General features: G+C 57.8%; 30 protein-coding genes and 2 pseudogenes. 11 read left to right on the top strand and 21 right to left on the bottom strand.

What is annotated here, in order from left to right; translation table 11 throughout:
- The first annotated feature begins 19 nt into the window (after positions 1–19).
- The 4 genes from PYR65_RS28115 (at position 20) to PYR65_RS28100 (ending at position 2,284) form a co-directional block, all read left to right on the top strand.
- Positions 20–589 (top strand): thioredoxin domain-containing protein, encoded by a 570-nt coding sequence (locus tag PYR65_RS28115; protein WP_328518523.1) that lies wholly within the window; start codon positions 20–22, stop codon positions 587–589.
- 7 nt (positions 590–596) lie between these two features.
- Positions 597–1,016 (top strand): type 1 glutamine amidotransferase family protein, encoded by a 420-nt coding sequence (locus PYR65_RS28110; RefSeq protein WP_276122039.1) that lies wholly within the window; start codon positions 597–599, stop codon positions 1,014–1,016.
- Positions 1,013–1,705 (top strand): MOSC domain-containing protein, encoded by a 693-nt coding sequence (locus PYR65_RS28105; RefSeq protein WP_276122038.1) that lies wholly within the window; start codon positions 1,013–1,015, stop codon positions 1,703–1,705. Before PYR65_RS28110 ends, PYR65_RS28105 begins: the two co-directional genes overlap by 4 nt.
- A gap of 111 nt (positions 1,706–1,816) precedes the next feature.
- Entirely contained in the window at positions 1,817–2,284 is a 468-nt protein-coding gene (locus PYR65_RS28100) for a group III truncated hemoglobin (protein ID WP_276122037.1), read from the top strand.
- Positions 2,285–2,521: 237 nt separating this feature from the next.
- Here PYR65_RS28100 and PYR65_RS28095 read toward each other — a convergent pair whose 3' ends face one another.
- Genes PYR65_RS28095 through PYR65_RS28085 form a run of 3 tightly spaced genes read right to left on the bottom strand, consistent with a single transcriptional unit; the run spans position 2,522 to position 4,352 of the window.
- The gene (locus PYR65_RS28095) at positions 2,522–2,911 is read right to left on the bottom strand and encodes a limonene-1,2-epoxide hydrolase family protein (protein ID WP_276122036.1); all 390 of its coding nucleotides are present in this window, start codon (positions 2,909–2,911) and stop codon (positions 2,522–2,524) included.
- Positions 2,912–2,961: 50 nt separating this feature from the next.
- Positions 2,962–3,564, bottom strand: a complete 603-nt coding sequence (locus PYR65_RS28090; protein WP_276122035.1) for an NADPH-dependent F420 reductase — start codon at positions 3,562–3,564, stop codon at positions 2,962–2,964.
- A 29-nt stretch (positions 3,565–3,593) separates the two neighbouring features.
- Positions 3,594–4,352 (bottom strand): SDR family oxidoreductase, encoded by a 759-nt coding sequence (locus PYR65_RS28085; RefSeq protein ID WP_276122034.1) that lies wholly within the window; start codon positions 4,350–4,352, stop codon positions 3,594–3,596.
- Positions 4,353–4,461: 109 nt separating this feature from the next.
- Here PYR65_RS28085 and PYR65_RS28080 point away from each other — a divergent pair, with 109 nt between their 5' ends.
- Entirely contained in the window at positions 4,462–5,388 is a 927-nt protein-coding gene (locus PYR65_RS28080) for a LysR family transcriptional regulator (RefSeq protein WP_276122348.1), read from the top strand.
- 204 nt (positions 5,389–5,592) lie between these two features.
- Here PYR65_RS28080 and PYR65_RS28075 read toward each other — a convergent pair whose 3' ends face one another.
- Complete coding sequence (locus PYR65_RS28075; RefSeq protein WP_276122033.1) at positions 5,593–6,276, bottom strand: SGNH/GDSL hydrolase family protein; 684 nt, start codon at positions 6,274–6,276, stop codon at positions 5,593–5,595.
- A 120-nt stretch (positions 6,277–6,396) separates the two neighbouring features.
- Between PYR65_RS28075 and PYR65_RS28070 the strand changes: the two genes are divergently transcribed.
- Entirely contained in the window at positions 6,397–7,293 is an 897-nt protein-coding gene (locus PYR65_RS28070) for a LysR family transcriptional regulator (protein WP_276122032.1), read from the top strand.
- A 129-nt stretch (positions 7,294–7,422) separates the two neighbouring features.
- Here the strand turns inward: PYR65_RS28070 and PYR65_RS28065 are convergent, their stop codons facing one another.
- The gene (locus PYR65_RS28065) at positions 7,423–7,809 is read right to left on the bottom strand and encodes a limonene-1,2-epoxide hydrolase (RefSeq protein ID WP_276122031.1); all 387 of its coding nucleotides are present in this window, start codon (positions 7,807–7,809) and stop codon (positions 7,423–7,425) included.
- Positions 7,810–7,965: 156 nt separating this feature from the next.
- Between PYR65_RS28065 and PYR65_RS28060 the strand changes: the two genes are divergently transcribed.
- The gene (locus tag PYR65_RS28060) at positions 7,966–8,883 is read left to right on the top strand and encodes an AraC family transcriptional regulator (protein ID WP_276122030.1); all 918 of its coding nucleotides are present in this window, start codon (positions 7,966–7,968) and stop codon (positions 8,881–8,883) included.
- Here the strand turns inward: PYR65_RS28060 and PYR65_RS28055 are convergent.
- Together PYR65_RS28055 and PYR65_RS28050 are read right to left on the bottom strand one after the other, a co-directional pair.
- Complete coding sequence (locus tag PYR65_RS28055) at positions 8,840–9,514, bottom strand: glutathione S-transferase family protein (RefSeq protein WP_276122029.1); 675 nt, start codon at positions 9,512–9,514, stop codon at positions 8,840–8,842. The two genes, PYR65_RS28060 and PYR65_RS28055, sit on opposite strands and share 44 nt — an antisense overlap.
- 42 nt (positions 9,515–9,556) lie before the next feature.
- Positions 9,557–10,313 (bottom strand): annotated as a pseudogene (locus tag PYR65_RS28050) (SDR family NAD(P)-dependent oxidoreductase).
- A gap of 145 nt (positions 10,314–10,458) precedes the next feature.
- On the opposite strand from PYR65_RS28050, the pseudogene PYR65_RS28045 reads away from it, so the two are divergent.
- A pseudogene (locus PYR65_RS28045) lies at positions 10,459–11,357 on the top strand (AraC family transcriptional regulator N-terminal domain-containing protein).
- Between the two features lie 165 nt (positions 11,358–11,522).
- Here the strand turns inward: PYR65_RS28045 and PYR65_RS28040 are convergent.
- The 7 genes from PYR65_RS28040 to PYR65_RS28010 all read right to left on the bottom strand — a co-directional run bounded on the left by PYR65_RS28040 (position 11,523) and on the right by PYR65_RS28010 (position 16,430).
- Entirely contained in the window at positions 11,523–12,110 is a 588-nt protein-coding gene (locus PYR65_RS28040) for a DUF308 domain-containing protein (protein WP_276122028.1), read from the bottom strand.
- Positions 12,111–12,158: 48 nt separating this feature from the next.
- Positions 12,159–12,488, bottom strand: coding sequence for a hypothetical protein (locus PYR65_RS28035; RefSeq protein WP_276122027.1), 330 nt, complete (start codon positions 12,486–12,488; stop codon positions 12,159–12,161).
- A 34-nt stretch (positions 12,489–12,522) separates the two neighbouring features.
- Positions 12,523–13,299 (bottom strand): molybdopterin-binding protein, encoded by a 777-nt coding sequence (locus PYR65_RS28030; protein WP_276122026.1) that lies wholly within the window; start codon positions 13,297–13,299, stop codon positions 12,523–12,525.
- The gene (locus tag PYR65_RS28025) at positions 13,296–14,150 is read right to left on the bottom strand and encodes a cytochrome b/b6 domain-containing protein (RefSeq protein WP_276122025.1); all 855 of its coding nucleotides are present in this window, start codon (positions 14,148–14,150) and stop codon (positions 13,296–13,298) included. The genes PYR65_RS28030 and PYR65_RS28025 overlap by 4 nt, the downstream gene beginning before the upstream one ends.
- A gap of 109 nt (positions 14,151–14,259) precedes the next feature.
- Positions 14,260–14,886 (bottom strand): hypothetical protein, encoded by a 627-nt coding sequence (locus tag PYR65_RS28020; RefSeq protein WP_276122024.1) that lies wholly within the window; start codon positions 14,884–14,886, stop codon positions 14,260–14,262.
- A 68-nt stretch (positions 14,887–14,954) separates the two neighbouring features.
- Entirely contained in the window at positions 14,955–15,545 is a 591-nt protein-coding gene (locus PYR65_RS28015) for a TetR/AcrR family transcriptional regulator (RefSeq protein WP_276122023.1), read from the bottom strand.
- Positions 15,546–15,602: 57 nt separating this feature from the next.
- Positions 15,603–16,430 (bottom strand): oxidoreductase, encoded by an 828-nt coding sequence (locus PYR65_RS28010; RefSeq protein ID WP_276122022.1) that lies wholly within the window; start codon positions 16,428–16,430, stop codon positions 15,603–15,605.
- 91 nt (positions 16,431–16,521) lie between these two features.
- Between PYR65_RS28010 and PYR65_RS28005 the strand changes: the two genes are divergently transcribed.
- Complete coding sequence (locus tag PYR65_RS28005; RefSeq protein WP_276122021.1) at positions 16,522–17,433, top strand: AraC family transcriptional regulator; 912 nt, start codon at positions 16,522–16,524, stop codon at positions 17,431–17,433.
- Positions 17,434–17,482: 49 nt separating this feature from the next.
- On the opposite strand, the gene PYR65_RS28000 is transcribed toward PYR65_RS28005, so the two are convergent.
- The 5 genes from PYR65_RS28000 to PYR65_RS27980 form a co-directional block, all read right to left on the bottom strand.
- Entirely contained in the window at positions 17,483–18,172 is a 690-nt protein-coding gene (locus PYR65_RS28000; RefSeq protein WP_276122020.1) for an aspartate/glutamate racemase family protein, read from the bottom strand.
- A 66-nt stretch (positions 18,173–18,238) separates the two neighbouring features.
- A complete protein-coding gene (locus tag PYR65_RS27995) occupies positions 18,239–19,222 on the bottom strand; it encodes an aldo/keto reductase (protein WP_276122019.1) in 984 nt (327 codons plus the stop codon).
- 65 nt (positions 19,223–19,287) lie between these two features.
- Positions 19,288–20,043: an SDR family oxidoreductase gene (locus tag PYR65_RS27990; RefSeq protein WP_276122018.1), complete on the bottom strand. Its 756-nt coding sequence runs from the start codon at positions 20,041–20,043 to the stop codon at positions 19,288–19,290.
- Between the two features lie 121 nt (positions 20,044–20,164).
- On the bottom strand, positions 20,165–21,595 hold the full coding sequence (locus PYR65_RS27985) for an MFS transporter (protein WP_407951364.1): 1,431 nt from the start codon (positions 21,593–21,595) through the stop codon (positions 20,165–20,167).
- A gap of 71 nt (positions 21,596–21,666) precedes the next feature.
- A complete protein-coding gene (locus tag PYR65_RS27980; RefSeq protein WP_456238697.1) occupies positions 21,667–22,278 on the bottom strand; it encodes a TetR/AcrR family transcriptional regulator in 612 nt (203 codons plus the stop codon).
- Between the two features lie 131 nt (positions 22,279–22,409).
- Between PYR65_RS27980 and PYR65_RS27975 the strand changes: the two genes are divergently transcribed.
- Positions 22,410–22,799, top strand: coding sequence for a RidA family protein (locus tag PYR65_RS27975; RefSeq protein WP_276122015.1), 390 nt, complete (start codon positions 22,410–22,412; stop codon positions 22,797–22,799).
- 291 nt (positions 22,800–23,090) lie between these two features.
- Here the strand turns inward: PYR65_RS27975 and PYR65_RS27970 are convergent, their stop codons facing one another.
- Positions 23,091–24,152 carry an SDR family oxidoreductase gene (locus PYR65_RS27970; RefSeq protein ID WP_276122014.1) on the bottom strand — a complete coding sequence of 354 codons (1,062 nt, stop codon included), beginning with the start codon at positions 24,150–24,152 and terminating at the stop codon, positions 23,091–23,093.
- Between the two features lie 95 nt (positions 24,153–24,247).
- Here PYR65_RS27970 and PYR65_RS27965 point away from each other — a divergent pair, with 95 nt between their 5' ends.
- Positions 24,248–24,622, top strand: coding sequence for a winged helix-turn-helix transcriptional regulator (locus PYR65_RS27965; protein ID WP_276122013.1), 375 nt, complete (start codon positions 24,248–24,250; stop codon positions 24,620–24,622).
- 398 nt (positions 24,623–25,020) lie between these two features.
- On the opposite strand, the gene PYR65_RS27960 is transcribed toward PYR65_RS27965, so the two are convergent.
- Positions 25,021–25,470 (bottom strand): type II 3-dehydroquinate dehydratase, encoded by a 450-nt coding sequence (locus tag PYR65_RS27960; protein ID WP_276122012.1) that lies wholly within the window; start codon positions 25,468–25,470, stop codon positions 25,021–25,023.
- Positions 25,471–25,478 lie beyond the last annotated feature (8 nt).

Here is a 25,478-nt window from a genome sequence, read left to right as displayed (position 1 = left end):
GCAACACAAGGATGAAATCATGTCTACGACATTGACGACGCTCGCGCCCGAACTGGCGGTGAGCGAATGGTTCAACACGCCTGCTCGGCTAACCCTTGTCGGACTGCGTGGACGCCCTGTATTCCTTCACAGCTTCCAGCTTCTGTGCCCCGGCTGCGTTTCTGAATCGATCCCGCAGGTGCAGCGCATCGAGCGCATCTTCGGCCACACCGATCTTCAGATCATCGGTATTCATACCGTGTTCGAGCACCATCAGGCGATGACACCGGTTACGCTGAAGGCCTTCCTTCACGAATACCGGATCAGGCATCCCGTGGGCGTCGACCTTGCGGATGAACGTTTCGACACGCCCATCACCATGCAACGGTTCTCCCTTCGCGGCACGCCGTCATCGATTTTGATCGGTAGAGATGGCACCATCCTGCATCAGACGTTCGGTGTCGAAGAAGACCTCGCTGTCGGAGCAAGGATTGCCATGGCGCTATCCGCCAGCATTCCGGAAGTCGCCGCGACCTCGCCCGCACAAGATGAAAGCGGCTGCGCCGACGGCCGGTGCGAGGTAACCCGTCCATCGACGAGCGCCGCGTGAGGCAACCATGGACAAGACTGCACTCGTACTCCGGCACGTTCATTTTGAGGATCTCGGATCCTTCGCGCAGCCCCTGGAGGAGGGGCGCTCCAGCCCCTTGCGATACCTCGACGATATCGCGGTGCTGCACTGGCATGGCGATACCTATTCCCTCCCGCTTGGGGCGACGAACCTTGCGTCATCCGCGTTGGTGGAACGACAGGCGTTCTCGATGGGGTCCAACATCCTCGGCCTTCAGTTCCATCTTGAGGCCGAGGGGGAGGAAACATTCGAGCGCTGGCTTGTCGGCCATGCTGTCGAGCTGGCATCCGCCGCGATCAATGTGTCCGTCCTGAGACGGGAGGCGAAGGAGCGGGGTCCGCTTCTTCGCGAGGTCGCAATCCTGGTGCTTGGCGAATGGCTTGCTCAACTTCGGTACGAAGGATGACCAGCGTCGCTATTGAGGCTCTCCTGACCGGCTTCGTTAAACCTCTTGGCACCCGCGCGGCAGCCAGCGGGATTGACAAAACACAGGTCACGGTCCCCACAAAACTGACCGAGACAGGATTTGAAGGCGACGCGCAAGGCGATCTCGTTCGGCATGGCGGCAGGGAGAAGGCGGTGCATCACTATCCTCTCGATCACTATCTCGCCTGGCGGGGCGAGATAGGTGTTCACCGCCTTCTGGGGATGCCCGTTGCATTCGGAGAGAACGTCTCCACGATTGGCCTAACCGAAAACACAGTCTCCATCGGCGATGTGTTCCGCGCCGGAACGGCCGTCATAGAGGTCAGTCAAGGTCGACAACCTTGCTGGAAGCTCAATGAACCCTTCGGTGACCCATCCATCGCCAAACGCGTTCAATCGACAGGGCGCACAGGCTGGTACTATCGTGTACTCCAAAGCGGCATTGTCGCTCCGGACGACAGCATTGATCGGATTGAACGCCGCTCGCCGGACTGGACGATCGCCAGAATCTGGCGAGCGTTCTACGTCGATGTGCTCAACCGGGACGAGCTGGCGCAGCTATCTGAACTATCACGCCTGGCCGAAAGTTGGCGTACGCACGCCGTCAAGCGACTGCAGACAAACACCGTCGAAGACTGGACGCAGCGACTAACCGGCAGATCGCCCTGATAAGCACTTGGCTGACAAAGGGTCGCGGTTCGGGAAACATAGTTTCTACAGACCACATCACCCACCATTTAGTCCTAGGGTCTGAAACAAGCCACTTCGAAAGAGATTGATATGGATAATGAACTGCCGAACCTAGGGACGTCTGCTGCGTTGGTGCGCGCGCGGGCGGAAACTGAGATGAAGGCCATCGGAATTGATGACGCCTTTATCAGCCGGCTCGTGGAAACGTTCTATGGAAGGGTTCACGCTCACCCCCAACTTGGCGTCGTCTTCGATACCAAGTTGTCCGGCCGCTGGCCCGAACATATGGAAAAGATGAAAAGCTTCTGGTCGGCCGTTGCATTTCGCAACGGTGCCTACCAGGGTAAGCCGGTGCAGGCGCACCTTGGCGTCGCGAACATGACGCCACAGCTCTTTTCACAATGGCTGGAGCTTTTTGCCGCGACACTACGCGACATCTCACCCAACAATGAGGCGGAGGCATGGTTCATGGCAACAGCCGAGCGCATTGCGAAAAGTCTCGCGCTGTCACTCTTCTACAACCCGGCGCTTGATGACCCGAAGCACAAGCGCCTATAACTTTACTTGATGCACTCGGGGGGAGTGAACTCAACGGTTTTCATAAAACGATATCAATCTGTCCAAGTTCATGAGCCGTACGTAAGCTTGGCCTTCGTTAATGTCACTTTGGGAGGGCCGGGAGCCGACTGTCCGATGCTGGGGTGTCGAAAGGCGATAGCGGACATCCAAGCATCTGTTGGTGCGGCTGTCCGAGTGTGACCCGGAGGCGGCCTCATGTCAGAGGCCGTGATCCGTTTACCTTCCGATCTGGTTCAATTGCCGGTCGAATTCCGCCGGATCGAAATAATCACGCCAAACCGTGATCATACCGTTTTCGACGGTCACTGTTCCCATGACGGGCAGCGTGATCCGTCCGCCGTTTTCGTGGAGGAAAATGTCGATCCGCTCGTTCAGCACGACGTTTATTGTCGCCGCGATGTGCACCACCTTCCAGTCGACAGTAAACTTGTTGCCGATGCCGAAATCGCGGTGGAATTTTCGAACGTTCTCGCGACCGGTGATATCGGGAAAGGGCACGTTGTCGTAGAGGACGTCTTCGGCGAGCATGGCGATGGCCTCGTCGATCCGATTGGCGCTCCAGTGGTCGAAAAACGTCTGTGCTATTTGGATGGCTGTGGCGGACATAGCGGGCTCCTGAATTGCTGAATATTGGCGGCGCGGAAGGTTAAAAGACTTCAGTTGAATTTCACGAGGTTGTGCGCTGGCAGCGGCCCGCCGGGGAACTGGACCAGCCGGCCCCCGACGGAAAGGTCGCCGAGGTCGATGCCGAAGAAGCCGACACGATCGATCAGCGCGCCGATCTCCGCTTTGGCCGATGCATCATCGCCGGAATAAAACAGCACCCGTCTACCGCCTTCGCTGGCCGGGTCACCGGTGAGCACAGCGGCTGACAGATGGTTGAACGCCTTTACGACCCGAGCACCAGGAACCATCTCGACGAACACATCCGACGACGTCCGGCCGCCGAGGTCTACGGGCTGGAACAGCGGCGCTTCGATCGGGTTGTTGGTGTCGACGACGATCCGACCGTTCCAGTTGGGCAGACCGGCCATCGCCGCAGGAAGCTTCGACCAATTGACGGCGATGAAGACGATGTCTTTTGATGCGGCTTGCTCACGCGAGCCGGCGGTAATCGATGGGCCGAGCGAGGCGACGAGTTCGGCAAGCGTTTCAGGGCCGCGGCTGTTGGAAAGCGTGGCTGCGATGCCCTTCCTTGCGAGAGTTGTCGCGATGGCGCGACCAATGTTTCCAGCGCCAATAATTCCGATGGATGTCATGGATTTGTCTCCTTGTTGAGAATGGTCGATCAGGCTGTCTGTCCGCCGTCGACGTTGAGTGTTGCTCCGGTGATGTAGCTGGCGTCAGGGCCGGCGAGGAAGGCGACCGCCGCGGCAATGTCTTCGGGCATGCCGTAGCGCCCAAGCGCCGCAAGTCCCTTCAAAGTGTCTGCAAAGGGGCCGTCTGCCGGGTTCATGTCGGTGTCGATCGCACCGGGCTGAACCAGGTTGACCGTAATGTTGCGAGGGCCGAGATCACGGGACCAGCCGCGCGTATAGGCGCCCACTGCAGCCTTTGTTGCGATGTAGTCGGCCGCACCCGGAAAGGGAATGTGAACCGCGCCCGTTGTCCCGATCGAGACGATCCGTCCGCCGTCTGACATCAGAGGAACAGCAGCGCGGACTGCGGCTGCGACACCCTTGACGTTGATGTCGATCTGTCGATCGAACGCCGCGATTTCTGCGTTCGGATCGTCCACCCCGCCGGTGACGAAGACACCGGCCGAATTGACCAGGATATCCAGCCGGCCGAACGCTTCGTGCGCCTGTCGCACAAGGTCTGCGACCTCGGACGCATTGGCCTGATCCGCCTTGATTGCCAGAGACCGACGCCCAAGGGCTTCTACCACGCGCACGATCTCCTCTGCCTTGTCGCCAGAGGTTGAGTAGCTGAACACCACATCCGCTCCGTCATTGGCCAGGCGCTTGACGATGGCTGCGCCGATGCCCCGCGACCCGCCTGTAACGAGAGCCACCTTGCCGTGGATAGGCTGAGAATTCCGTGTCATCTGTTTGCTCCTTGCGATGTCTGATGACCCAGATATGGACGATCCAATTCCCTTTGATTAGCTGGAATTGACTTGTTATATCTTCAACGATCACTTGAAGGGCGCGGCGATGGAGACACTGGCAAATCTTGAATCCTTCGTCCGCAGCGCCGAGCATGGCAGCTTCTCCGAAGCGGCCAGACGCATGTCGCTCACTCCGGCCGCCGTCAGCCGCAACGTCGCCATGCTGGAGCGCAACCTTGGAATAAGGCTGTTCCATCGCTCGACACGGAGACTCGTCCTCACTGAGGCGGGCGAAAGCTTCCGATTGGCTGTTGCCGATAGCTTGGACACTATCCAGACTGCGATCGGGGGTGCAGCCGTTCAAGGTGAGCCAAAGGGGATACTCAAGGTCAGCCTGCCGCCCACCCTTGGCGTGCTGCATATCCTTCCTCATCTGCCGGAGTTTCTAAGGCTTTATCCGGGTGTGAAGCCGGAATGTCATTTCGATGCCAGACCCGTCGACCTTGTGGCCGATGGCTATGATGCAGCGATCGGCGGAGGCTTCGATCTGAACCCGGGCATTGTCGCCCGAACGCTGGCTCCGGTGCACATCATTGCGGTGGCTGCGCCGAGCTACATGGCAGGCCGCGTGCCGCCGTTCGACCCGGCGGGGTTGAAGGCGCTGGATAGCATCGTGATGCGTTTGAGGCAGAGCGGACGCATCCGCCAATGGACGATGCGCGATGCGGCTGGCCGTCAGGCGGCTGCGGAGTTATCCGAAACTCTGGTCGTCAACGATCCCGCCGCCATGCTCAGTGCTGCCGTTCTTGGGGTGGGCGTCGCCCTAGCTCCGAAAGCAGACGCCCAACCCCATCTGGAGGCCGGGCGTCTGGTCCGGCTGTTGCCGCAGTGGTATTCCGATGCCGGCGCGATTTCGGTGTACTTCGCAAGCAGATCACAGCTCCCTGCAAAGACCCGTGTCTTTATCGATTTTGTGACGGCTCTGGCAGAGCGCAATCAGTGGCCAGAGCAGTTTGCCGGCAGTCTCGGGTAACCGCATTCGGCGCAATGGGGACATGACGTCGCCCCCGAGACGATGTCTGCTTCTGGGCAAGTACGGCGACGACCTCCATGGCCGACAAGAAGGCGCAAATCTACCGAAACAAGTGCGAAATTGGGATAGTCATTTACGCTACCCCGAACTCCAATGAACCACTTCGCCCGCTGAAATTGCGTTCTGCGGGCGAAGTGGTTGACGTTATGCCGCGCTCTTTGCCAAATCGGAGGAGAATATCGCCTCCACTTTTTCTGCAATGGCGTTGCCCAGCGTAATGTTGGTCTCTGCGGAAAAGTGAATTCCGTCCACACCGTCCGTTCTCACGAACTGCCCGGCGTCTAGGAAATCGACCTTAACGAAGGCGGCCAGTGCTTGGTAGTGCTTAGCAAGTTCCTTCGATTTCTCGTATCCGCCAGCAAACATCCCCTCAAACCACGGATCCGGCATAGGGGCGAGCGGCGGCGGCGCGACCACCAGAACCTTGGGAGCCGGATACGGTGTTCCAACACCACCAGCGCTCGTTAGGACCTGTCCGACCAGTTTGCTCATGCCATTGGCGATTTCATACGGGGTACGGTGAAAATAGGACTTCGTATCGTTGGTTCCCAAAAGTAGGATCACGAGGTCGAGCGGCAGATGGCTGGCAATTGCCGACGGAAGATAGGCGCTGCCATTCAGCCGGAGATCGTTGGGATCATCGACACTGGTGGTGCGGGCGCTCAAGCCCTCCTCGATAATCTGATAACCGTCTCCGAGCCTTGCCGACATCGCCCCTGTCCAGCGCTGCTCGAACGGGTAGCGATAGGTCGGAGCGGATTCCGAAACCGGGATCCAGCCCCATGTCAGGGAGTCGCCGAAGCATAGGATTGAACGCTTTTCTGCCATTTGTACTGCCTCCATGAAATGGCTATGATTGGGTGTCCGATGATCTGAAAACTAACATTCATTGCCGCTTGTGATTAGAGCGTGTAAACTTGATGCATCTGTGAAATAAGCTCATGAATAATGCCCCGTGACCACATCAATGAAATGACCGCTTTCCTTGCCGTTGCCCGTGAGCGCAGCTTCACGAAGGCAGCGGCTGAGCTGGGCGTGACGCCCTCGGCGCTTAGCCATACAATTAAGGGACTTGAAGACCGGCTTGGGGTGCGCCTGCTCTCGCGAACGACGCGCACGGTCGCCCCGACAGAGGCTGGGGATCGGCTGCAACAGCAGGTGGGCCCTCTTTTCGAACAGATCGCTTTCGAACTGGACGAGATCGGTTCGCTGCGGGACAAGCCCGCTGGCTCCATCCGCATCACATGCACGGACACCGTCATAGAGACAGTGTTCCGCTCGAAGCTGGGCCCATTTCTACGGCAGTACCCGGAGATTAAAGTGGAGCTTGATATGAACTATGCGTTGGTCGATATCGTCGCCGACCGCTTCGACGCAGGCGTGCGAATCGGCGAAGCGCTCGAGAAGGACATGGTTGCGACAAGGATCGGCCCGGACTGGAGATTTTGCGTGGTGGGATCACCAGGCTATTTCGAGCAGCGCGCGCTCCCAAAGTCACCGCAGGATTTACGAGACCACAATTGCATCAATCTTCGGCTGGCGGGTTCAGGCGGATTTCTTCGTTGGGAATTTAAGTCTCCCGAAGGTCGGGACATCAATCTTCGGGTTGAGGGCCAAGCGACGTTCTCGACGTCGGGCGCTGCCCTCCAAGCTGCCTTGGATGATATTGGGCTCACTTGGGTGCCACAAGAGCTTGCAGCCGGCTACATATCTGACGGACGGCTTATCGAATGCCTGTCTGAATGGTGCCCGATATACGAGGGATATCACTTGTTTTATCCCAGCAGAAAACAGAAATCGCCAGCGTTCTCTGCTTTTGTGGATGCCATGCGATTTCGCGTCTGAGCCCTATGTGATCGAAATTCGTATGTTGGACACAGCCCGCTCGCCTTGAAGGTATGTGAACCATCAACCCTCAAGCTGTTTTCATCACAGCGCAAGCGGGGAGCCCGCGCTGTGATTGAAGGCGGCGTCTCAGCCCGCAGAGAACTTCTGAACAGCGGTAACGTCGAAATAGTCACGCCACTCGACAATCTTGTCGCCTTCAAGCTCGAAAATCCCCATGACCATCACGCGCCCGATTTCACTGCCGTCGGCACGCTCGAACCGGTCGAGCCTGTCCGTGAGAACGCGGGATCCATCGACGGCAATCGCGAGCATGTCGATATGGACTGTCGAGATGCCCATCGACGTCTCCAGCCCGTCGATCATCGCAATGGCCTCGTCGGCGCCCGTCGTGACTGAGACGCCTTCGTTGACCCAGCGCGTCTTGGGCGTGAACCAGCGACGGACGGCGGGCCTTCCGCCGTCTTCAACGAACGCGGCGCAGAAAGCCGAAACGGTTTCGATTGGGGTCGGCATAGCAGTATCTCCTGGGCCATCAGAAGCCCCGATGGCCTCTGTCTTGGCCCGATAGTAGGATCTGAACCCCAATGCCACGATGCCGAAACTTCCGATACTCTTGCCTGATCTTCCGGAACGCTTGATAGAACTGGGCAATCACGTTAGGGTGGCACCATGAGCGAGCTCGACACATTACGCGCCATCGCAATGCGCCACGCTGGCCGTCCGAGTCTTAAACTGCCGAGACTGTTCGCCTACACCCTCGACCATACGACCGAGGTCGATCCGCTGATCTACGATCCTGCGGCGTCCCTGGTGATCCAAGGCACGCAGCGCATGTTTATCGGCGACAAGATGTTCGAGTACGGACCCGGTCAAAGCATGATCGTAGCGGCGGAGATCGCCGCGTTGGGACAGGTCTGTGAAGCGTCGCCAGATAGACCGTTTGTCGCCATCGGTCTGTATCTGGACCCGGCTCTCCTGTCCGACCTCGTGCTTGAGATGTCGGCGATTCAAGAGTTGCCGATGGCATCGGGATACGGCGTCAGCACCGCGAGTGCGTCGCTTCTCGGTGCTTGGGGGAGATTGGTAGAACTCCTCGATCGCCCAGCCGAAATCCCGGTCATGGCTCAGTCTCTGGAGCATGAGCTGATGTTTCGGCTGCTGGTGGGGCCGCACGGCGCCCTGCTCCGTCAGATTGCCGGGTCTGACTCGCGCCTCATGCACATACGAAAGGCCATGGCCTGGATCCGCGACCACTACACCGAGCATCTCGATTTCAAGGCGGTCGCGACACTGGCAGGCATGAGCGTATCCGTTTTTTACGACCGCTTTAAAGCCGTCGCCGCCGTCAGCCCGCTGCAGTATCAGAAGTACATCCGGCTCCACGAGGCCCGCCGACGCATGATCGCAAACCAGGCAGGTGCAGCCGAAGTTGCGTTCGCGGTCGGCTACGAGAGCGCCTCGCAGTTCAGCCGCGAGTATAGGCGTCTCTTCGGAGCGCCCCCGGGTCAGGACACCAAACGAGTGAAGGCTGGCTTTGGGGACATCAACCCGCCAAAAGCGCCTGGTGCCCGGCCAGATGTTGCTTGAACCGATGACCGTAGTCCTGACCCACAGCTGCCAGAACGCTCTCGCGTAGTGCCAAAGCGTGCCGCCATCGCCTGACGCGCGGCAAACCCTGAAATATCGTCTGCGTCACACCCGGGTCGATGAGATCGAAATACCGGAACAGAGGCGCGAACACCGCATCGACCATGCTGAACGTTGGACCGGCGAAATACGGCCCCTGTTCCAACGCTTCCTCGAGCCTCTCTAGCCGACCGTGAAAGGCGGCACGCTTGGCGTCTGCGGTCGCGCGATCCTTGGCGTTGAGGAATTGCCAGGCATCTGCCAGTGTCGCCGTGCCGTACTCGATCCAAGCGCGCTGCCGAGCGCGCGACAGCGCATCCTCCGGGTAGAGCTTGCCGCCTCCTTGCGTTTCTTCGAGATATTCGCATATCACCATGCTTTCGAACAGGATGGCGTCCCTGCCATCCTGCCGCTCTACTTTCAGTAAGGGCACCTTTCCCGTCGGAGACAGCGCCATGAACCAATCCGGTTTGTCGGCCAGATCGACATCGATCCTGTCGAAGGCGACGCCTTTCTCCAAGAGAACGATGGCCGCACGCTGAACGAACGGGCATAGGGGATGGCTAATGAGGGTAAGTTTGCTGGTCGTCATAATGGCCTCTCGCTAATCGGCACTCTGGAGGGCTCGCCTCGTCTAAAGCAGCTGTCCGCCCGAGATGTCGAACGTGGTGCCATTGGCCCAGGCCATGTCGTCGGACAGGATCGCGGCGACGGCGCGCCCCACATCATCAGGCAGTCCGACGCGGCCAAGCGCGATGCCCTGAGCAACGTAGGCGTTGACACCCTCGTTGTCGCGTAATGCGCCGCCGCCGAAATCGGTTGCGATGGCACCCGGCGCGATAGCGTTGACGCGAATCCTGCGTTCACCCAGCTCAACTGCCAGATAGCGTGAGAGGACCTCGACCGCCGCCTTCATGGCTGCGTAGAGGCTGTACCCCGGCAAGGTAAAGCGCACGAGCCGGACGAGACGTTCAGGATGCGCCCACCGTCCGAGATCAGCGGCAGAGCTTTTGGGTCAGGAAAACGGGACCCTGCAGATGGGTCGAAACCAGGGACGAAAACTGCTTCTCGGTCGCATCGACAAAGTTCGAGAACAGGCCGTTGCCGGTGTTGTTGACGAGATAGTCGAAACGATCCCGGTGGAAGTCCGACTTGAGCGTCTCGATCACCGCGCCGTGGAATGACGGAAAGCTCGCTGTTTCGGTCACATCAAGCGGCAGCATCGACGCCTTACCGCCCAGTGCTTCGACTTCCTGACGCAAGGTGTCGGCTTCGTCCGCGCCCGTGCGGTAGGTGCCGATGATGTGGACACCGCGTTTGGCAAGGTGAAGCGCCATGTTGCGGCCAAGGCCGCGGCTTGCGCCGGTGATGAGTGCGATAGGGTGGGTCATGAACGCCTTTCTGGATCGTAGCGCCATCGGGCGCTTGATCCAAAATAGGCTAAAGCCCGGTCGGGGATACGCCTGATCGGCTCAACATCTTGCCCAATCGTCTCAGCGCCTTTGCTTTTCGGCAGGCACATGGCACAGTGGAGACATGAAACACGATCTGACGCAGCACCTGGACATCGTTATGCGTCATGCCGCGACCGGCATGACGGAGACACTGATACCCCGCCTCGATATCTTCGTGGGAGAGAGCTCCACGGGCACGGCGCCTTGCCTATATCGCTCGATGATTTGCTTCGTTCTGCAGGGATCCAAGCGTGTTGCGATCAACGAGACCCTTCTGAGTTACGACAGCGCGCAGTATTTCATCAGCGCTCTCGACCTGCCGCTGACCGGGGAAATTCTCGATGACGGAGAGGACCGCCCCTATGTCGCGGTCTCACTCGTCCTGGACCCGGCGCTGTTGGCGGAGCTGGCTGCGACCATGTCCTTAGTGCGCGAAAGCGATCAAAAAGGCATGGGCGTCGCGATCAATCCGATGACCACGCCGCTTCGAGATACATTGCTCCGGTTGCTGTCCTTGTTGGATAGCCCGGCAGACATTCCCGTTCTCGTCCCGATGATCGAGCGCGAACTGCTCTATCGGTTGCTACAAGGTCCACAGGGACGATTGCTGCGCCAGATCGCACGGCTGAAGGTGCCTTGGACCGCGTCCGGCGCGCCGTCACGTGGATCAGGGATCACCCCGACACGCAGCTCCGCATTGATGCCCTTTGCGATGCCAGCGGCATGAGCCGTGCAAGCCTGCATCGCCATTTTCTGGCGATAACCGGTTTTAGTCCTCTTCAGTATCAAAAGCATCTCAGATTGCAGGAAGCCCGCCAACTGTTGCTGGGCGGCGGCTATAGTGCGTCGGATGCCGCGTTCGCGGTAGGATACGAGAGCGCGTCGCAGTTCAGCCGTGAATATCTTCGGCAATTTGGCGCACCGCCTGCGCGGCATGTCCAGGAGATGCGTCAAGCGATTGAACACCCGAGGGTGGCCTAGCTTCTTCGTCTTGAAGGGAATCGAACCTACCCCTACCCCTGCACTAACAAATTGAAAGCGCTCTTATTGCTCGAGCTGCGAATGCCAGTTGGCATTAAAATCCTGCGCCGCTCATTGTCAGCCAAGACTGAAGCAGCTGCCGTCTAACTGGAGCTGCAAAAGAGCTTAATGTTCTGCTCCGCTCATACCACGACGCGACAGACTCATACTCAACCATATTGCCGAAACAAGAAAGTAGAATGCTCCGAAGCCCGCATAACCGACGACCGTGGAGATCGAAGGTACCAGCGGCATGTGCGCTCGATACATGAAGACAGCGCCTGCTAATGCCGATTGGCAGCCACTTAGAACCATAGCCCACTGACCTCCGCTCGTTCTCCAACGCCTGATAGCAGTGCCAAGCTGCAGCAGCCCTGAAAAAATCGCCCATAGTCCAAAGGTGCCCAGAACCCAGTTCATGCTCATCGTCAAGGCGATGATCACGGCAATTGTCATGATCGAACTTGCAGTGACGTTGATCGCCTGGCTGCGGTTGACTGCCAAGCCGCCGCTCCTGGCCGCGTCAACAACGTTCGCGGCGGCGTCCCAAGCCGGATAGGCGATCAGCAGTGCGGCCGTTATCGCAACTGATTGCTGCCCGATGGTCAAGGCAGCTGTGACCCACAACACCGAGAACGCCGCACGCGTAAAGTAATACTGCTTAAGCCATTGCTCGTTGGCGCTCGCGCCAAGGGAGGTCTGATTGTTTGCCATTGTTTTTTTCCACTTCATTGAGTGATGAGATTTACTAAGGTGAACCGGTCAGAAGAAACCGACCTGTTTTCCAGATGCGGTATTCTGATCCCACTCAAATCGACCAATTCGATCGCTTTCGCCGGAGAGTTTCGCAGCTGGCCTCTCTAAGAGCTCGACGTTCTGTGCGCTGTCGTGCGACGGAGGCACTGAATCAGTGCCGTGTTCGCTCTCCAAGCGCATGCGCTTCTCGAATGCCTCGTTAATCGCCCCCTGCCGCTTTGCGACCCATTGGCCGTCGGGATCAGAAAGGATCGAGTTGGTTTGGCCGATCTCAACCGGTGGCGAGGAGGCGACCGCTGAGATGGCCATTACTATTTGAACTGGGCGTCTGCTCATGAGCTTTGATCCTGTGGTTTGCTGTTTGACTGCCTCAGATGCCGGCGTACCATTCGTACCCGCGGTCTTCCCAATAGCCGCCGTTCCCGCCCCACAGGCCGGCGAAGCTATCGACCAGCTCGATGCGCATGATATATTTTGCCTGCTTGTAACCCAGCTGCCGCTCCACCCTAAGACGCAAGGGAGCGCCGTGCCCGGTGCTCAGATCCTGGCCGTTCATTTGGTAGGCGAGGATGGTTTGAGAATGTACCGCGTCGATGAGATCGATGCTCTCGTAATAGCGGCCGCTCCCGTCGAGAGTCTTTTCGAGTTCGTCGGCACAATGAAGCACGACATAGCGCGCCGTGGGCTTCAACCCGGTCAGCCGCAAAAGACTGCCGAGCGGAACGCCTGTCCATTTGCCGATGGCGCTCCACCCCTCCACGCAGTCATGGCGGGTGATCTGGGTGCGGGACGGGAGCGCCTTCAGATCGGCAAGCGAAAACATCTGAGGCCGATCAACAAGACCGTCGATCTTCAGTCGCCAGTTTGCAAACTTGCCTTCCAACAGCTCCGCATATTCCTCGCTGTCGGGCGCGCTCGTTCCATTGACACGGAAAGAGGGAGAAATGTCCTTTTCGTCAAACTCACGCGCCAGAGCATCACGCCCCTGAAGCAGTCTCTGCGCCTTCAGCGTCAGGCGCTCGGCTGAACGGAGGACATCGGCGACGTCTGCGTTTTGGTCCAGCAAATCACATCCGGAAAGGGTCAAGGCGCTAGCGCCAAGTGAGCCGCCAATCAGAAAGCGGCGTCGAGTAAAGAGCTTGCTCATGATTTCGGGCCTTTTTCCTGGATCGCATAGCGTCCGGTGATCATCGAGCGGATGTTGTTCCAGGTCCCGGACAGGATCACCATTGCCACATGCACGATCACGAAGATGACAAGCGCCGACGCTGTGATGAAATGGATCGTGCGCGCGGACTGGCGTCCGCCGAAAACATCGACAAGGGACGGCAGAGCGGCATCGACGCCCGGCGACATGGTCAGGCCGGTCAAAACCATCAGAGGCAGGAGGACGACAATGACCGCCAGATAGGTGAGCTTTTGAAGCGCGTTGTAATGCCTGGCCTCTTCGCCTTCGGGGAAGCGGAGACGAGCGTGGTCGAGAACCTCGCGGCCGAGATGGCGAGGCGAGAGTTCGTGCACCTTCGGCGCCAGTTCTCGCCTGAAATGTCCGCTCAGCAGGCTGAAGCCAAGATAGAGGATACCATTGATCACAAACAGCCAGGCAAAGAAGAAATGCCAGCGACGTCCAGCCGCGAGATCCTGGAACGAGGGGATTGTTGCCCAGGACGGGAAAGCTCGCTCAGTCGGCTCCCCATCAACATTGGAAACACCGAGGACGCCGGTTGTAGAGATCTGTAGCCCTGCGACACGCACGAAGCCGCTTGGCGTACCTCCATCGTCGTCGGAGCCGATTATCAGAACGGCGGGGTCGCCGTTCGCGCCGTAGTGACCCCAATAAAGCTCCGGGTGGGCATTGAAGATCTGCAGCCCGCTCAAAAGAAGGAAGCTCAGGCAAAGCACGTTCAGCCAGTGCGTAAGCCGGGTCACAACGGAGTGGCGGCGGATGAAAATCGTACGAGGATAGTCTGCATTGTCATTAGAAGAGTTTGCGCTCATCTCAGCGTCTTTCATCTTTGGCATTTACGGCTGCGGTTCAAACAACCTCGACCTTTAGTCACCGGCCGAAGCAGTATGGCGGCTGCTCCGGCCAGTGACGGCGTGGTCTTCACATGGGTGGAACCACGCCGTTCTTGCCGACGACCACCTGGTGGGCGATCGGGCCTGTTGCAGCCTTTTCGGCGGTGATGAAGACAACGGCGCCGGGAACGAGATCATCCTTGGTGGCTCCAGCGATGGTGACGACAGGTGTCCCATCCGGAATGGCGATCTTCTTTTCCTTGCCATGATAGGTGACCGTGACGGTCCGGCCATCGACGCCCTTAACGGCATCCGCGACCGTCGCATTGGTCATGCTGCTTTCGGGCTTCAGATCCCAACCGTAGCTACCCTCGCCTGTGCCTTTCATTGCCGGCGGGAAAATGAGGACCTCAAGCGCTCCATCGCCGCCGTCGGCCTTTGGCATGGATGCGATACCTACAAAATCGCCCGGTTTGATGTCGGTGACCTTCGCATCCGCGACGCCAGCCAACTTCCAGTCGTCAGCAAGCGCGACATCAATTGTCTCGCCTTCGCGCGTCTTCACTTTGAGCGTTGAACCTTGATAGTCAACGATGCTGCCGCGGACATGGATCGGCGCGGCTTTCTTATCTTCGGCAGATGCGGGTGTTGAAAGGACTGTTACCGAAAGGATGCTGGTCAGCCCGAGGGCCAGAGCGGGGAATACGTTTTTCATTTTTATCTTCCTACTAGTTGGTAGTCTCGATGGACGCGATTTACCTGAGCGGCCTTGGCAACTCAGGATTAGTGAGAGAGAGTCGGCGTAAGGCGGTCAAGGGCCGGTGCAAGTATTGTCGAAAACACCTCCGGTTTCCCGTAGGCTCTCGCCGAAAGCATCGCCCCGTACACCGTCGCTAGAAAAGCTTCGGCTTCAACATGCGGTTCGCTCGTGAGATTGAGCGCCCCATTTTTTCCTCCACGCTCCATGACCGTCGTCAGCCACGATGAAATGAAGCGAAAGAAATTCGTCACCTCGGTTGCGACTTCCGGCGGAAGGGATGGCAGTTCACTGGCAAGCAAAGCACACACACAATAGGGCCTGCTGGCATCCTCGATGCATTTGGCCCAGTGGTTCGCATAGACTTTAAGGACGTCCAATGCGTCTGGAACATTCTGTTCAAGAGTGACAACACTCGCCTGCCCGTCTTCCCGGTAACGCTTGACCAGCTCACGCACCAGATCGACCTTGCTGGGGAAGTGGTGGTGGATGCTGGCCTTGCGGATGCCGACCACTTCCGAGATATCTGCGTAGCTGAACCCGTTGTAACCCCCACTCATGATGAGGTTGCGCGCAGAGGCCAGGATTTCGTCGGAAGTGTTCGAAAGATTGCTCATGGAATGAATCTACCTTCTAGTAGGCAGATTGTCAATAGCCAAAAGCTCGTCTTGCATCTAACCGTCTGTGGAAACCGTAAGAGCTTTCCACGATGCGAGTTCCTGCTGCAAACCCTCGATCCGCGCCGTCACGTGGCTGAGGGCATCACTGCCAAGAAGGAGCTGCGGCGGAGGATAGTCCAACCCGATGAGAGTAAGCACAGCGGCGGCCAGTTTTTGAGGATCACCGAGCTGCTTGCCGCTTACGGCCTGACGCGCCTCGCGGATCGGATCGAACAGGCTGTCGTAATCCGCAATCGACCTGTCTGTGCGGACCATCGAACGCCCAGCCCAGTCTGTCCGGAACGAGCCAGGGCAAAGCGTTGTCACGTGAACTCCAAACGGCGCCATTTCCGAGCGCATGACCTCGGAAATGCCCTGAAGCGCAAACTTGCTGCCGCAGTAATATGCGATGCCGGGCATGGTGATCATACCGCCCATCGATGTGACGTTCACAATAAAACCACGGCGGCGCAAACGGAACCTTGGAAGGAACGCCTTGGCCACAGCGACGGCGCCGAACACGTTCACATCAAACTGACGTCGCATCTCTTCAAGTGGCGATTCCTCGAGCACGCCCTCGTGGCCATATCCGGCATTGTTGATCAGCACGTCGACTGGCCCGTGTTCGTCCTCGGCTTGCTGGACAACGTCAGGGATGCGATCGAAATCGGTGACGTCGCAAAGGACCGGACGCAGTTCCCGGAGGGTCTTTACCAGCGCTTCGCGCGAGCCTTCGGAGCGGACGGTCCCGATGACGGTGTGACCGGCTTCCATTGCGGCAGTGGCGATCGCCAATCCAAAGCCCGAGTTCGCCCCTGTTATGAAAAACGTTTTGATCGACATTTCTGAAACTCCTTGATTAACCGTGGATGACAGATAATCTGATGACGACCTGAACTCGATTGCGGATTTTCTAAATGTTTTGCCTAATCCTATGATTATTGAAGAACAGTTCGTCGCCCATGACCGGCTTGTCGCCGTGGCCGAACAACTGACTCCTCGCCTCGGTTACAATCAGACCGGGATCAGTTGTCTCCGTATCCTGCGCACTGAAGCGGTACTAGATGACGTTCCGGTTCTCTATAAGCCGGGGGCAGTGTTCGTTTTGCAGGGGAGCAAGCAAGGCATCCTGGAAGGCGAAGTCTACCTCTATGACGAGGACCATTATCTCGCTGTTTCGGTACCCGTTCCATTCCGGATGACTTCAAAGGCAAGTCCACAACGGCCATTGCTTGCCGTCTATCTGGAGTTCGATATGCGGATGGCGGCCGAGATTGCTCTGCAGGTGGAAGAACTCGCAGGTCCCTCAGGCGCCAAACCGCGAGGGCTGCTCTCGAGCAAAATGGATCGCAATATCGGAGACGTCCTGTATCGCCTGCTGACTGTACTCGGCAACGCGGTCGATGTCGCCGTGCTCGGGAATTCCATCCTTCGTGAACTGCATTACCGGGTCATGTCAGGGCCGCAGGGTGACGCGGTGATCGCGGCCATTCAGCGCAAAGGAACATCGGGAAGACTGCTCGAGAGCGTGGCGTGGCTGCGGGAAAATTACGCTAACGAAATTGCCGTGGCGGATCTGGCCGAAGAGGTGGGCATGAGCGTTCCTTCCTATCACGTCCATTTCAAGAACCTGACCGGCTCAAGTCCGATGCAATATGTAAAGGCGATGCGGCTCCATGAGGCGCGACTTATGATCGCCCGCCAGAGCGGGACCATTGCAGACGTAGCTGCGTCGGTCGGCTATGTCAGCCCTGCCCAATTCAGCCGCGATTTCAGAAGGCATTTTGGACGCACGGCGTCGGAAGAGGCGAAGTGGGTCCACCAGCATCTTGGTGAGGAGGGCTAACCGATGCTCTGGCACACTCCCGCAAACCAGTCGCCAGATAGGCAGCATGTCACTGCAAAGCAGCTCGAAGGGCGGCTTCACAGTGGACCAGGGTCGTATCGAAGACGGGGACGCCGACATTATCCTGACTCAACAGCATCCCTACCTCGGTGCAACCAAGGATAAGACAATCACTGCCTTGATCAATCAGTCCCTGCGCGATCCGCTCATACGTCAAGCGACTTGCCTCACGAACCACATCGCGACACAACTCGTCATAGATGATGCGGTGGGTTTCCGCTCGATCATCGGCGTCAGGAATTGTTGGCGACAGTCCTCGGGCGGTCAGGCGATCGATGTAGAAATTCTGTTCCATCGTGAAAGCGGTTGCCATTAACCCCGGCCTACGGAAACCGCTATCAAGGATAGCTGTCGCAGTTGCATCCGCGATGTGTACCAACGGGATCGACACCCCGCTCAGGATCTTGTCCGCCACCTTATGCATGGTATTCGTCGCCATGATAAGCAAGTCGGCACCTCCGCGCTCCAGAGCAATGGCTTTTTCATTCAGGATATCTGCCGCCGCGTCCCACTCGGAGGATGCCTGTAACTTTTCGATTTCGTCGAAGTCGACCGATCGTATGAGCAGCTCAGGAGAATGAAGTCCTCCAAGGCTCTCGCGTGTCAGCCTGCAGAGTTCCCGATAATAAATCTGGGTCGAGGCTGCGGACATTCCGCCAAGTATACCGATTGTCTTCAAATGCTCTCTCCATATTCAAGTGTTTCAGCCTGTTGCCGCCAGACCAGTCGAACCAACACTCTGTCGTCAGGAAAACCCAACGACAGAGTGGGGAATGTAGTTGATCTCAAGAGCTTGTATTTCAGCGTCGGTGAGCCTGATGGAAAGCGCAGCGACAGCGTCGTCCAAGTGCTGCAACTTGGTTGCGCCGATGATGGGAGCCGACACTTCGGATTTAGACAGAACCCATGCCAGCGCAATCTGAGCTCTGGGCACTTCCCTCTCCTGCGCAATCCTGGCAACCGCCTCCACTACGCGTTTGTCGGCGTCCTCCGTGGTTAGGGTGTAAAGGCCCTTTCCGATCTCGTCGGTTTCGGAGCGATCGCTCTGCGCGCTCCAGTCGCGGGTTAGACGGCCACGTGCGAGCGGGCTCCACGGGATAACGCCGATACCTTCGCCTTTGCAAAGCGGGAGCATCTCTCTCTCCTCTTCACGATAGAGCAGGTTCAGGTGGTTCTGCATGGAGACGAACCGTGACCATCCGTTCGCCTGCGAGACAGCGAGCATTTTCGAGAATTGCCACGCATACATCGAAGACGCACCGATGTAGCGGGCTTTGCCCGCCTTAACGACATCATGCAACGCTTCCAGAGTCTCCTCGATCGGCGTATGATGGTCGAACCGATGGATCTGATAGAGATCGACATAGTCAGTCCCCAAACGTTTTAGGCTGGCATCGATCTGCGAAAGAATGGCTTTTCGCGACAGGCCGGCCCCATTTGGTCCGGGCTTCATCCGACCGTTGACCTTTGTGGCGATGACCAAGTCGTCTCTCGTCGAGTAGTCCCTTATAGCGCGGCCGAGGATTTCTTCGCTCGTTCCATCCGAGTAGACGTTGGCGGTATCGAAGAAGTTGATCCCCAATTCGATCGCTTTGCGGATAAAGGGGCGGCTTTGTTCTTCCGCTAGCGTCCAGGGGTGGCTTCCGCGATCGGGCTCGCCATAGCTCATGCACCCAAGGCAGAGCCGGGAAACCTCGAGGCCGGTATTTCCAAGGCGCGTATATTCCATGTCTATCTCCAATTTTGCAGCGGAAACCTGGCTTGCCGATCGGCAGCTCCCGCCTTGCTTAATGTTCAAGCGCTTATGCCGCCATCGACGAGGATGCCCGAGCCGGTGATGTAGCCAGCGCCCGGGCCTGCAAGGAATGCGACGGCCTCTGCGACCTCTCGGGTCCGACCGTATCGGGCAATAGACAGGCTCGGCAAGATCGCAGGTGCCAGAGCGCCATCGGCAGGGTTCATATCGGTGTCGATCGGGCCAGGCCGGACCAGGTTGACGGTAATTTCCCGGGGACCCAGTTCGCGCGCTAGACCACGTGTAAAACTTTCCAGAGCGGACTTGGTCGCTGCATAGACAGCAATTCCCGCGAAAGGCACTGCCAGTCCCGCATTGCTGCCAGTATTGATGATGCGGCCTCCGTCCGGGATGTGCTTCAGCGCTGCCTGTGTGATCAGAAAGACGCCTCGCACATTAACGTTCAGTTGAAGATCTATCTCGTACAGTGGCTGTGTGGAGAAATCACCGGCAAACAGGACGCCGGCATTGTTGACCAGGATGTCGAGGCCGCCGAGGTCAGCGACCGTCCGCTCAACCGCAGCTTTAGCAGCGTCTGGGCTCGCGGCATCAGCTTGAATGGCAATGGCTTTGCGGCCCATCACTCGGATCTCCGCAGCGATAGCTTCGGCTTTCTCGGCCGACTTTTCATAGGTGATCGCAACGTCGGCACCATCTTCGGCCAGTTTTAAAGCGATGGCTGCACCGATACCGCGTGCCGCACCGGTCACAAGAGCTCGCCTTCCCGCAAGCGGAGGAGTGGGAATGTTGTTCATGGAATTTTACCTCAAAATGTTGCATGTCGATCGGCCGAGAAATGGATTATCCGAGGGTGGCCGACTGGGAGTGGGAATGGTCAAACCTTTAAAGGAAGAGCCGATGGCTCAACGTTCGCACTCATCGGTGAACTTCTTTGTCCGATGGCAGACCAACGGAAAGCCAACCTGCAATGAGGAGACAAATACCAATCGCGACGGCTGCGATGCTGTAGGCATGGCCGATGGATCTCTCATCGGATGCTGGACCCAGGATTGAGAAAAACAATCCGCCGATAAGCGCTGTTGCCAAAGCGCCGCCTATCTGAAGCATAGAATTGATCAGCCCTGAGGCCAAACCTGACCGCGCCGGGTCAACCCGCTGAACGACAGTCTTCACCAGGTTTGGGAGCGCAATTCCCTGACCGGCGCCAACAAAGAACAGGGCAACGAATAGGAACTGTGGTGCCCCGAAAGAGATCAGGGCCGCGGTCCCGAACAATCCAGCCGCTTCCAGGGTCATGCCTGCGGCGGCAGAATATCTCCCGAAGACGCGCAGGATGCTCCCGCTCGCGAATGGTCCCAAAACGAACCCGAGGGCCGCGGGAAGGATTGCAACTCCGGCCTCGAATGGTGTGCGGCCAAGGCCGCCCTGTTGGTAGACCGAAAATGTCAGCCAGAAAGCCGCAAAGGCGTAGAAAAACAAGGCTGAGAGCAGCCCGCGCGTCAGTCCAGGGACCTGGAGCATGCGAGGTTCGACAATCGGATCTCCCCCCACGGCCCCTACCCTTAGCTCGTAACGCCAAAACAGCAGAAGAAGTGGCAGGGAAGCCGATAGCATCAAGATCGACCAGATCGGCCACCCTTGTTCACGGCCCTCAATGAGCGGCGAGATCAGCGCAAACAACGCAACTGCGAGCAGCGTCGCTCCACCCATATCCAGCTTCCTTGCATGCTCCGATCGGGTCTCGCGCAACATGACCAGCGCGGCCGGCGCGGCTATTGCGATCACGGGGAGGTTGATAAGGAAAATGGCTCTCCATCCGAGGCCAAAGACATTCAGTGCAATCAGCGCCCCACCAAGAAACAGGCCAGCCATTGATGCCACCCCAAATGTCAGGGCATAAAAGCTGAGTGCCTTTGACTTTTCGTGTTCGGGAAATATCGCATTGATTGACGCCAAAGCTTGCGGCGCCATGATTGCTGCGGCAAACCCCTGGAGAATACGACCGGTGATCAAGACCGAGGGGGACCAGGCGAAGCCGCACAAGGCAGATGCGGCGGCGAATGCGACCATTCCAGCCAGAAAGACGTTTCGCCGACCGTATAGGTCGCCAAGCCTACCACCGCTGATCAGCATGACTGCGTAGGTGGTGGCATATCCTGAAATAATCAGCTGCATCGTCGAGGCCGAGGCCTGAAAGTCCTCCCGGATCGAGGGCAGCGCCACGTTGACGATGAAGAAATCCAGCGGTGGCAGAAAAGCCCCGGTCAACAAGATGGCCAGCGCCGTCCACCTGCGCGGATCGAGACTGTCCTTGGCGCCATGGGATTGTATCAACTTTCTCTCCATATCGAGAAGCGGAACCGCTCAAGCGGTTTGCAAGATGCGTAAATTAGGAACCGACTGGTTCCTAATTGAAGTCAGCCAACCGGCTTCAGTGCGAAGTCAACCATCGCCCTAGTGGCGTCGCGATCGGCCCCTGTTTTCCCTAGAACTCTCATTCCCTGGATCTGACACACGAGGAATCTCGCCAAAGTTCGCTCGTCCAGCCCACGATCAATCTCACCGAGGGCTTGAGCCCTTATGATGGCGGCCGCATAAAGATCCTGCAGTCGCCGGAACAGTCGTGCAATTCGAGCGGAAACCTCGTCGTCCGCGGGAAGCATTTCGACGGCCGACAATACGACAAAGCATCCGCGCAGGCCTCCCTTGCCTGAGGACTCGTCAACCTGCCGCGAAAAGGCTTCTCGAATTGCGGCTTTTGGCGACGGGTTGGCATGCAGGATTTCGCCAAGCTTACGAATGGCGTCTTCGATATAGACATCAAGTGCGCGGAGATAGACGCCCCGCTTGTCCACGAACGCCTTATAAAAGCTACCTCTCGATAGCTCCATGCCTTCGAGAAGGTCGGGCAAAGACGCATCGTAATATCCACGGTCCCAGAACACGCCCATCGCCTTGCGAACTGCGTCGTCGAGTTCGAATTCGCGAGGGCGTCCAACGGAGGGGGATGTCTTAGTGCGTCTAACCATGGAGGCAATATGGAACCGTTCGGTTTCTATTGCAAGTCATATTCTCTCGCATTAGGTAATCGTTCGTGGTTCCAAGGCGGCGCCGCTCTTCAATGCCTGGGCCGCCTATTTTAACAGGAAAGTTCAGGCCAATGGATCGAGAAGTCATTATTCCAGAGGAAATGCGCGAAATCGTCGTCCGCGCAGGATATGCCCCGGCGGTTAAGGTTGGCGATACAATCTACGTCGTCGGGCAAGTCGGCCGCACGAAGGACTTGCAGGTGATTGAGGACCCACGAGAACAGTTCAGGGCCATGTGGGAGAACCTCCGCATCGTCCTTGAGGCCGCAAACTGCACCTTCGACGACGTGGTGGAGATGACCAGCTATCACGTGGAGATGTCGAAGCACATGGATATTTTCCGGACGGCAAAGAACGAAGTCTTTCCAAAAGGAACCTACGCATGGACTCGTATCGGCGTATCTGAACTGGCACATCCTGGCTTGCTCGCGGAGGTGAAATGCGTCGCGGTGAAGCGATAGCGGTCAGGTTCACACCGATCGGTGAGCGGGCAATGCGCCCTCGACCGGAGAGCGTTACCGCATGGAACAGAGTACCAAGCTCTTGACAGGAACCGAACCATCGACCCGTGATCTTAACGTGGTATTTCGCAAGTCCGTGTTTTCGCTTTCACCCAAAACACGCACGACAGGATGATCGGCGAAGCAAGCTGGACAATCGCTGCCACTGGCAAACCGCTCATTTTACCGGTGGCGCTGCAATAAAGAAGGCCGGCTCATCGCCAGCCTCTTCGTACCTTATCCAAACCTGAATTACGGAATGATCTTGTCAGCGCGCAGTCGTTCGAACAGATTGAAGAAAGCGTCATCTGTTGACTGGTAGTCGAGAAATCCGAGCTTCCGGCTCTTCGACATATCCGTCACCACCTCGATCGGTCGTCCGAGATCGGCATCCGTGTGCCACGGCGAGGCAAGACGGGAAAGATCGTGTTCCACAAGACGGTAGCGGTCGGCAATGTCGCGCCAGATGGGGGCATCCTCGGCCATCTGCACTTGAAGCGGTCTAACCTCGCCATCAAAATGTACTGGCTCAATCCCGAACCACTGCGCAAGACGGGTCCACATCCAGCTCCAACGGAAAACATCGCCGTTCACGACATTAAAATCCTCATTTGCCGCCTGCTCGTTCGTTGATGCCCAGACCATATGTCGTCCCAGAAGACGCGCGTCGGTCATGTCCGTAAGACTCTCCCACTGTGCCGCCACGCCCGGAAACTGAAAAGGCCGGCCTGTCTCCTTGCATATCGCTGCATAGACGGCGAGGGTGGTACCCATGTTCATGGCGTTGCCGACCGCTTTGCCCACGACTGTATGTGGACGATGGATACTCCAGTTGAAGCCATCTTTATCCGCAGCCGCAAATACCTCGTCTTCCTGAGCGTAGTAAAAGTTATCGACATCGAGCCTGCCCTGCTCTTCCCGGAACGGGGTTTGAGGTAGCATGCCTTTCCCGTAGGCCTCGAACGGGCCGAGGTAATGTTTCAGGCCGGTGACAAGCGCGACATGCCGCACCGATCTCGCGGGGCGCAGGGCGTCGAGGAGGTTTCGCACCATCGCCGAGTTGACCCGGATGTTTTCCGCTTCGGTTGGCTGCCGAAGCCAGCTGGAAATGAACACGTGTGATGGATCAAGACCCGCGAGCGCTCCTGCAAGACTGGCAGGATCCAGCAGGTCTGCCGCGACGGGAATAGCGGTGCCTTGTCGCGATGGCTTGCGTGCCAAACCCCAAACCCTCCAGCCGTCATTGTGCAGAACGTCCGCCGTCGCGCTGCCGATGATGCCGCTTGCTCCGACGATTAGTGCTTTCTTTGTCATATTTGCTCCTTTGCATCTGTGCCTGATCTAGTTTGTGAGGCCAAGATGTGCCAGAAGGCACCCTAGCGGGACATAGACACCTTGAGGTAACCACAATGCGAGCTGGATCGCCGGACCGAGAATGGCGTGAGGACTGCGCGCCAAGGCGGGTGCTCGAGATCTTTTCAAGCAAATGGACGAGCATGATCCTGCATGTTCTTGACACGCGGCTAGGAGGCTGTGCCCGCACAGGCGTACTCCAACGAAGCCTTCCAGGGATTTCGAAGAAGATGCTGATTCAGACGTTGCGCGACATGGCGTCGGACGGACTTGTGACGCGGCGTGTCTTTGGGACGGTACCGCCGGCTGTCGATTATACCCTGACTCCACTTGGGAAGCGCTTCGTAGAACCGTTGGAGCTGCTCTACGGCTGGGGTCGAGCTAACTCTGACGCTTTAGACCAGCTTGCAAACAATCGAACGGCGGATTGATCACCTGTCAACTCAATCCCAGGAAATTCTTAGTTTGAACAGATCTGAACCGAGGGGGACGCTGTTCCGATCGCAGTGGATAACAAGGATTTCCAGAACCTAGAATGGCGGTCGTACCAAGCTGGAAGCCGTTAAAATATTGAGCTAGTCACACGGGAAAGCGCGGGCCTGCGCGTTGTGGTTTCGCGAGGCAATTTTCTAGTTCCCTCGTCGGTGACGGCGACTTCGCTCGAGGGTTACGCGTTTTTCCATTGGAGGCGTCTCAATCGCGCGGACGATGATTGTGATGCCCCGTTGATCGTCCGACTACCCTTGCCCTCCACCTTGACCGAGACGTCGTGTTACGGCCAGCGTCGCATGCCAGGCCAGGCCAATTGCAATGCCTGCTGCTGCAATTATCAGTTCGAATTCTGCTCGATCAACATCTCAATTGCCCTCACGGCCACAGGGTAGCCCTTGGCACCGAGGCCCGCCATGACAGAGGTCGCCGTCATCGAGACGTAGGAACGATGATAGATTGGCTCCCGCTTGTGCACATTTGAAATATGAAACTCGATTATCGGCCCGTCGAACATTTTCAGCGCGTCGAGAAGTGCAATCGAGGTGAAGGTGAACGCAGCGGGATTAATGATGATCGCCGCACCTTCATCGATTGCCTCATGGACCCACTCGATCAGACGTTCTTCACTATTTGTCTGGCGGAACTCTACCGGCCGCTCTCCGGCGGCCTCGCGGCACCATTCCTCTATTTCGGACAGTGTGGTGCTCCCGTAGATTTCCGGTTCGCGCTTTCCCAATCGGTTAAGGTTCGGCCCGTTGAGGATGTAGATTGGCTTCAGATCGCTCATAATGTTCT

The organism is Pararhizobium qamdonense (assembly GCF_029277445.1).
In the GTDB taxonomy this organism is placed as follows: domain Bacteria; phylum Pseudomonadota; class Alphaproteobacteria; order Rhizobiales; family Rhizobiaceae; genus Pararhizobium; species Pararhizobium qamdonense.
Note: the sequence above shows the minus strand (reverse complement) of the source record. Positions and strands in the feature narration are given on the sequence as shown.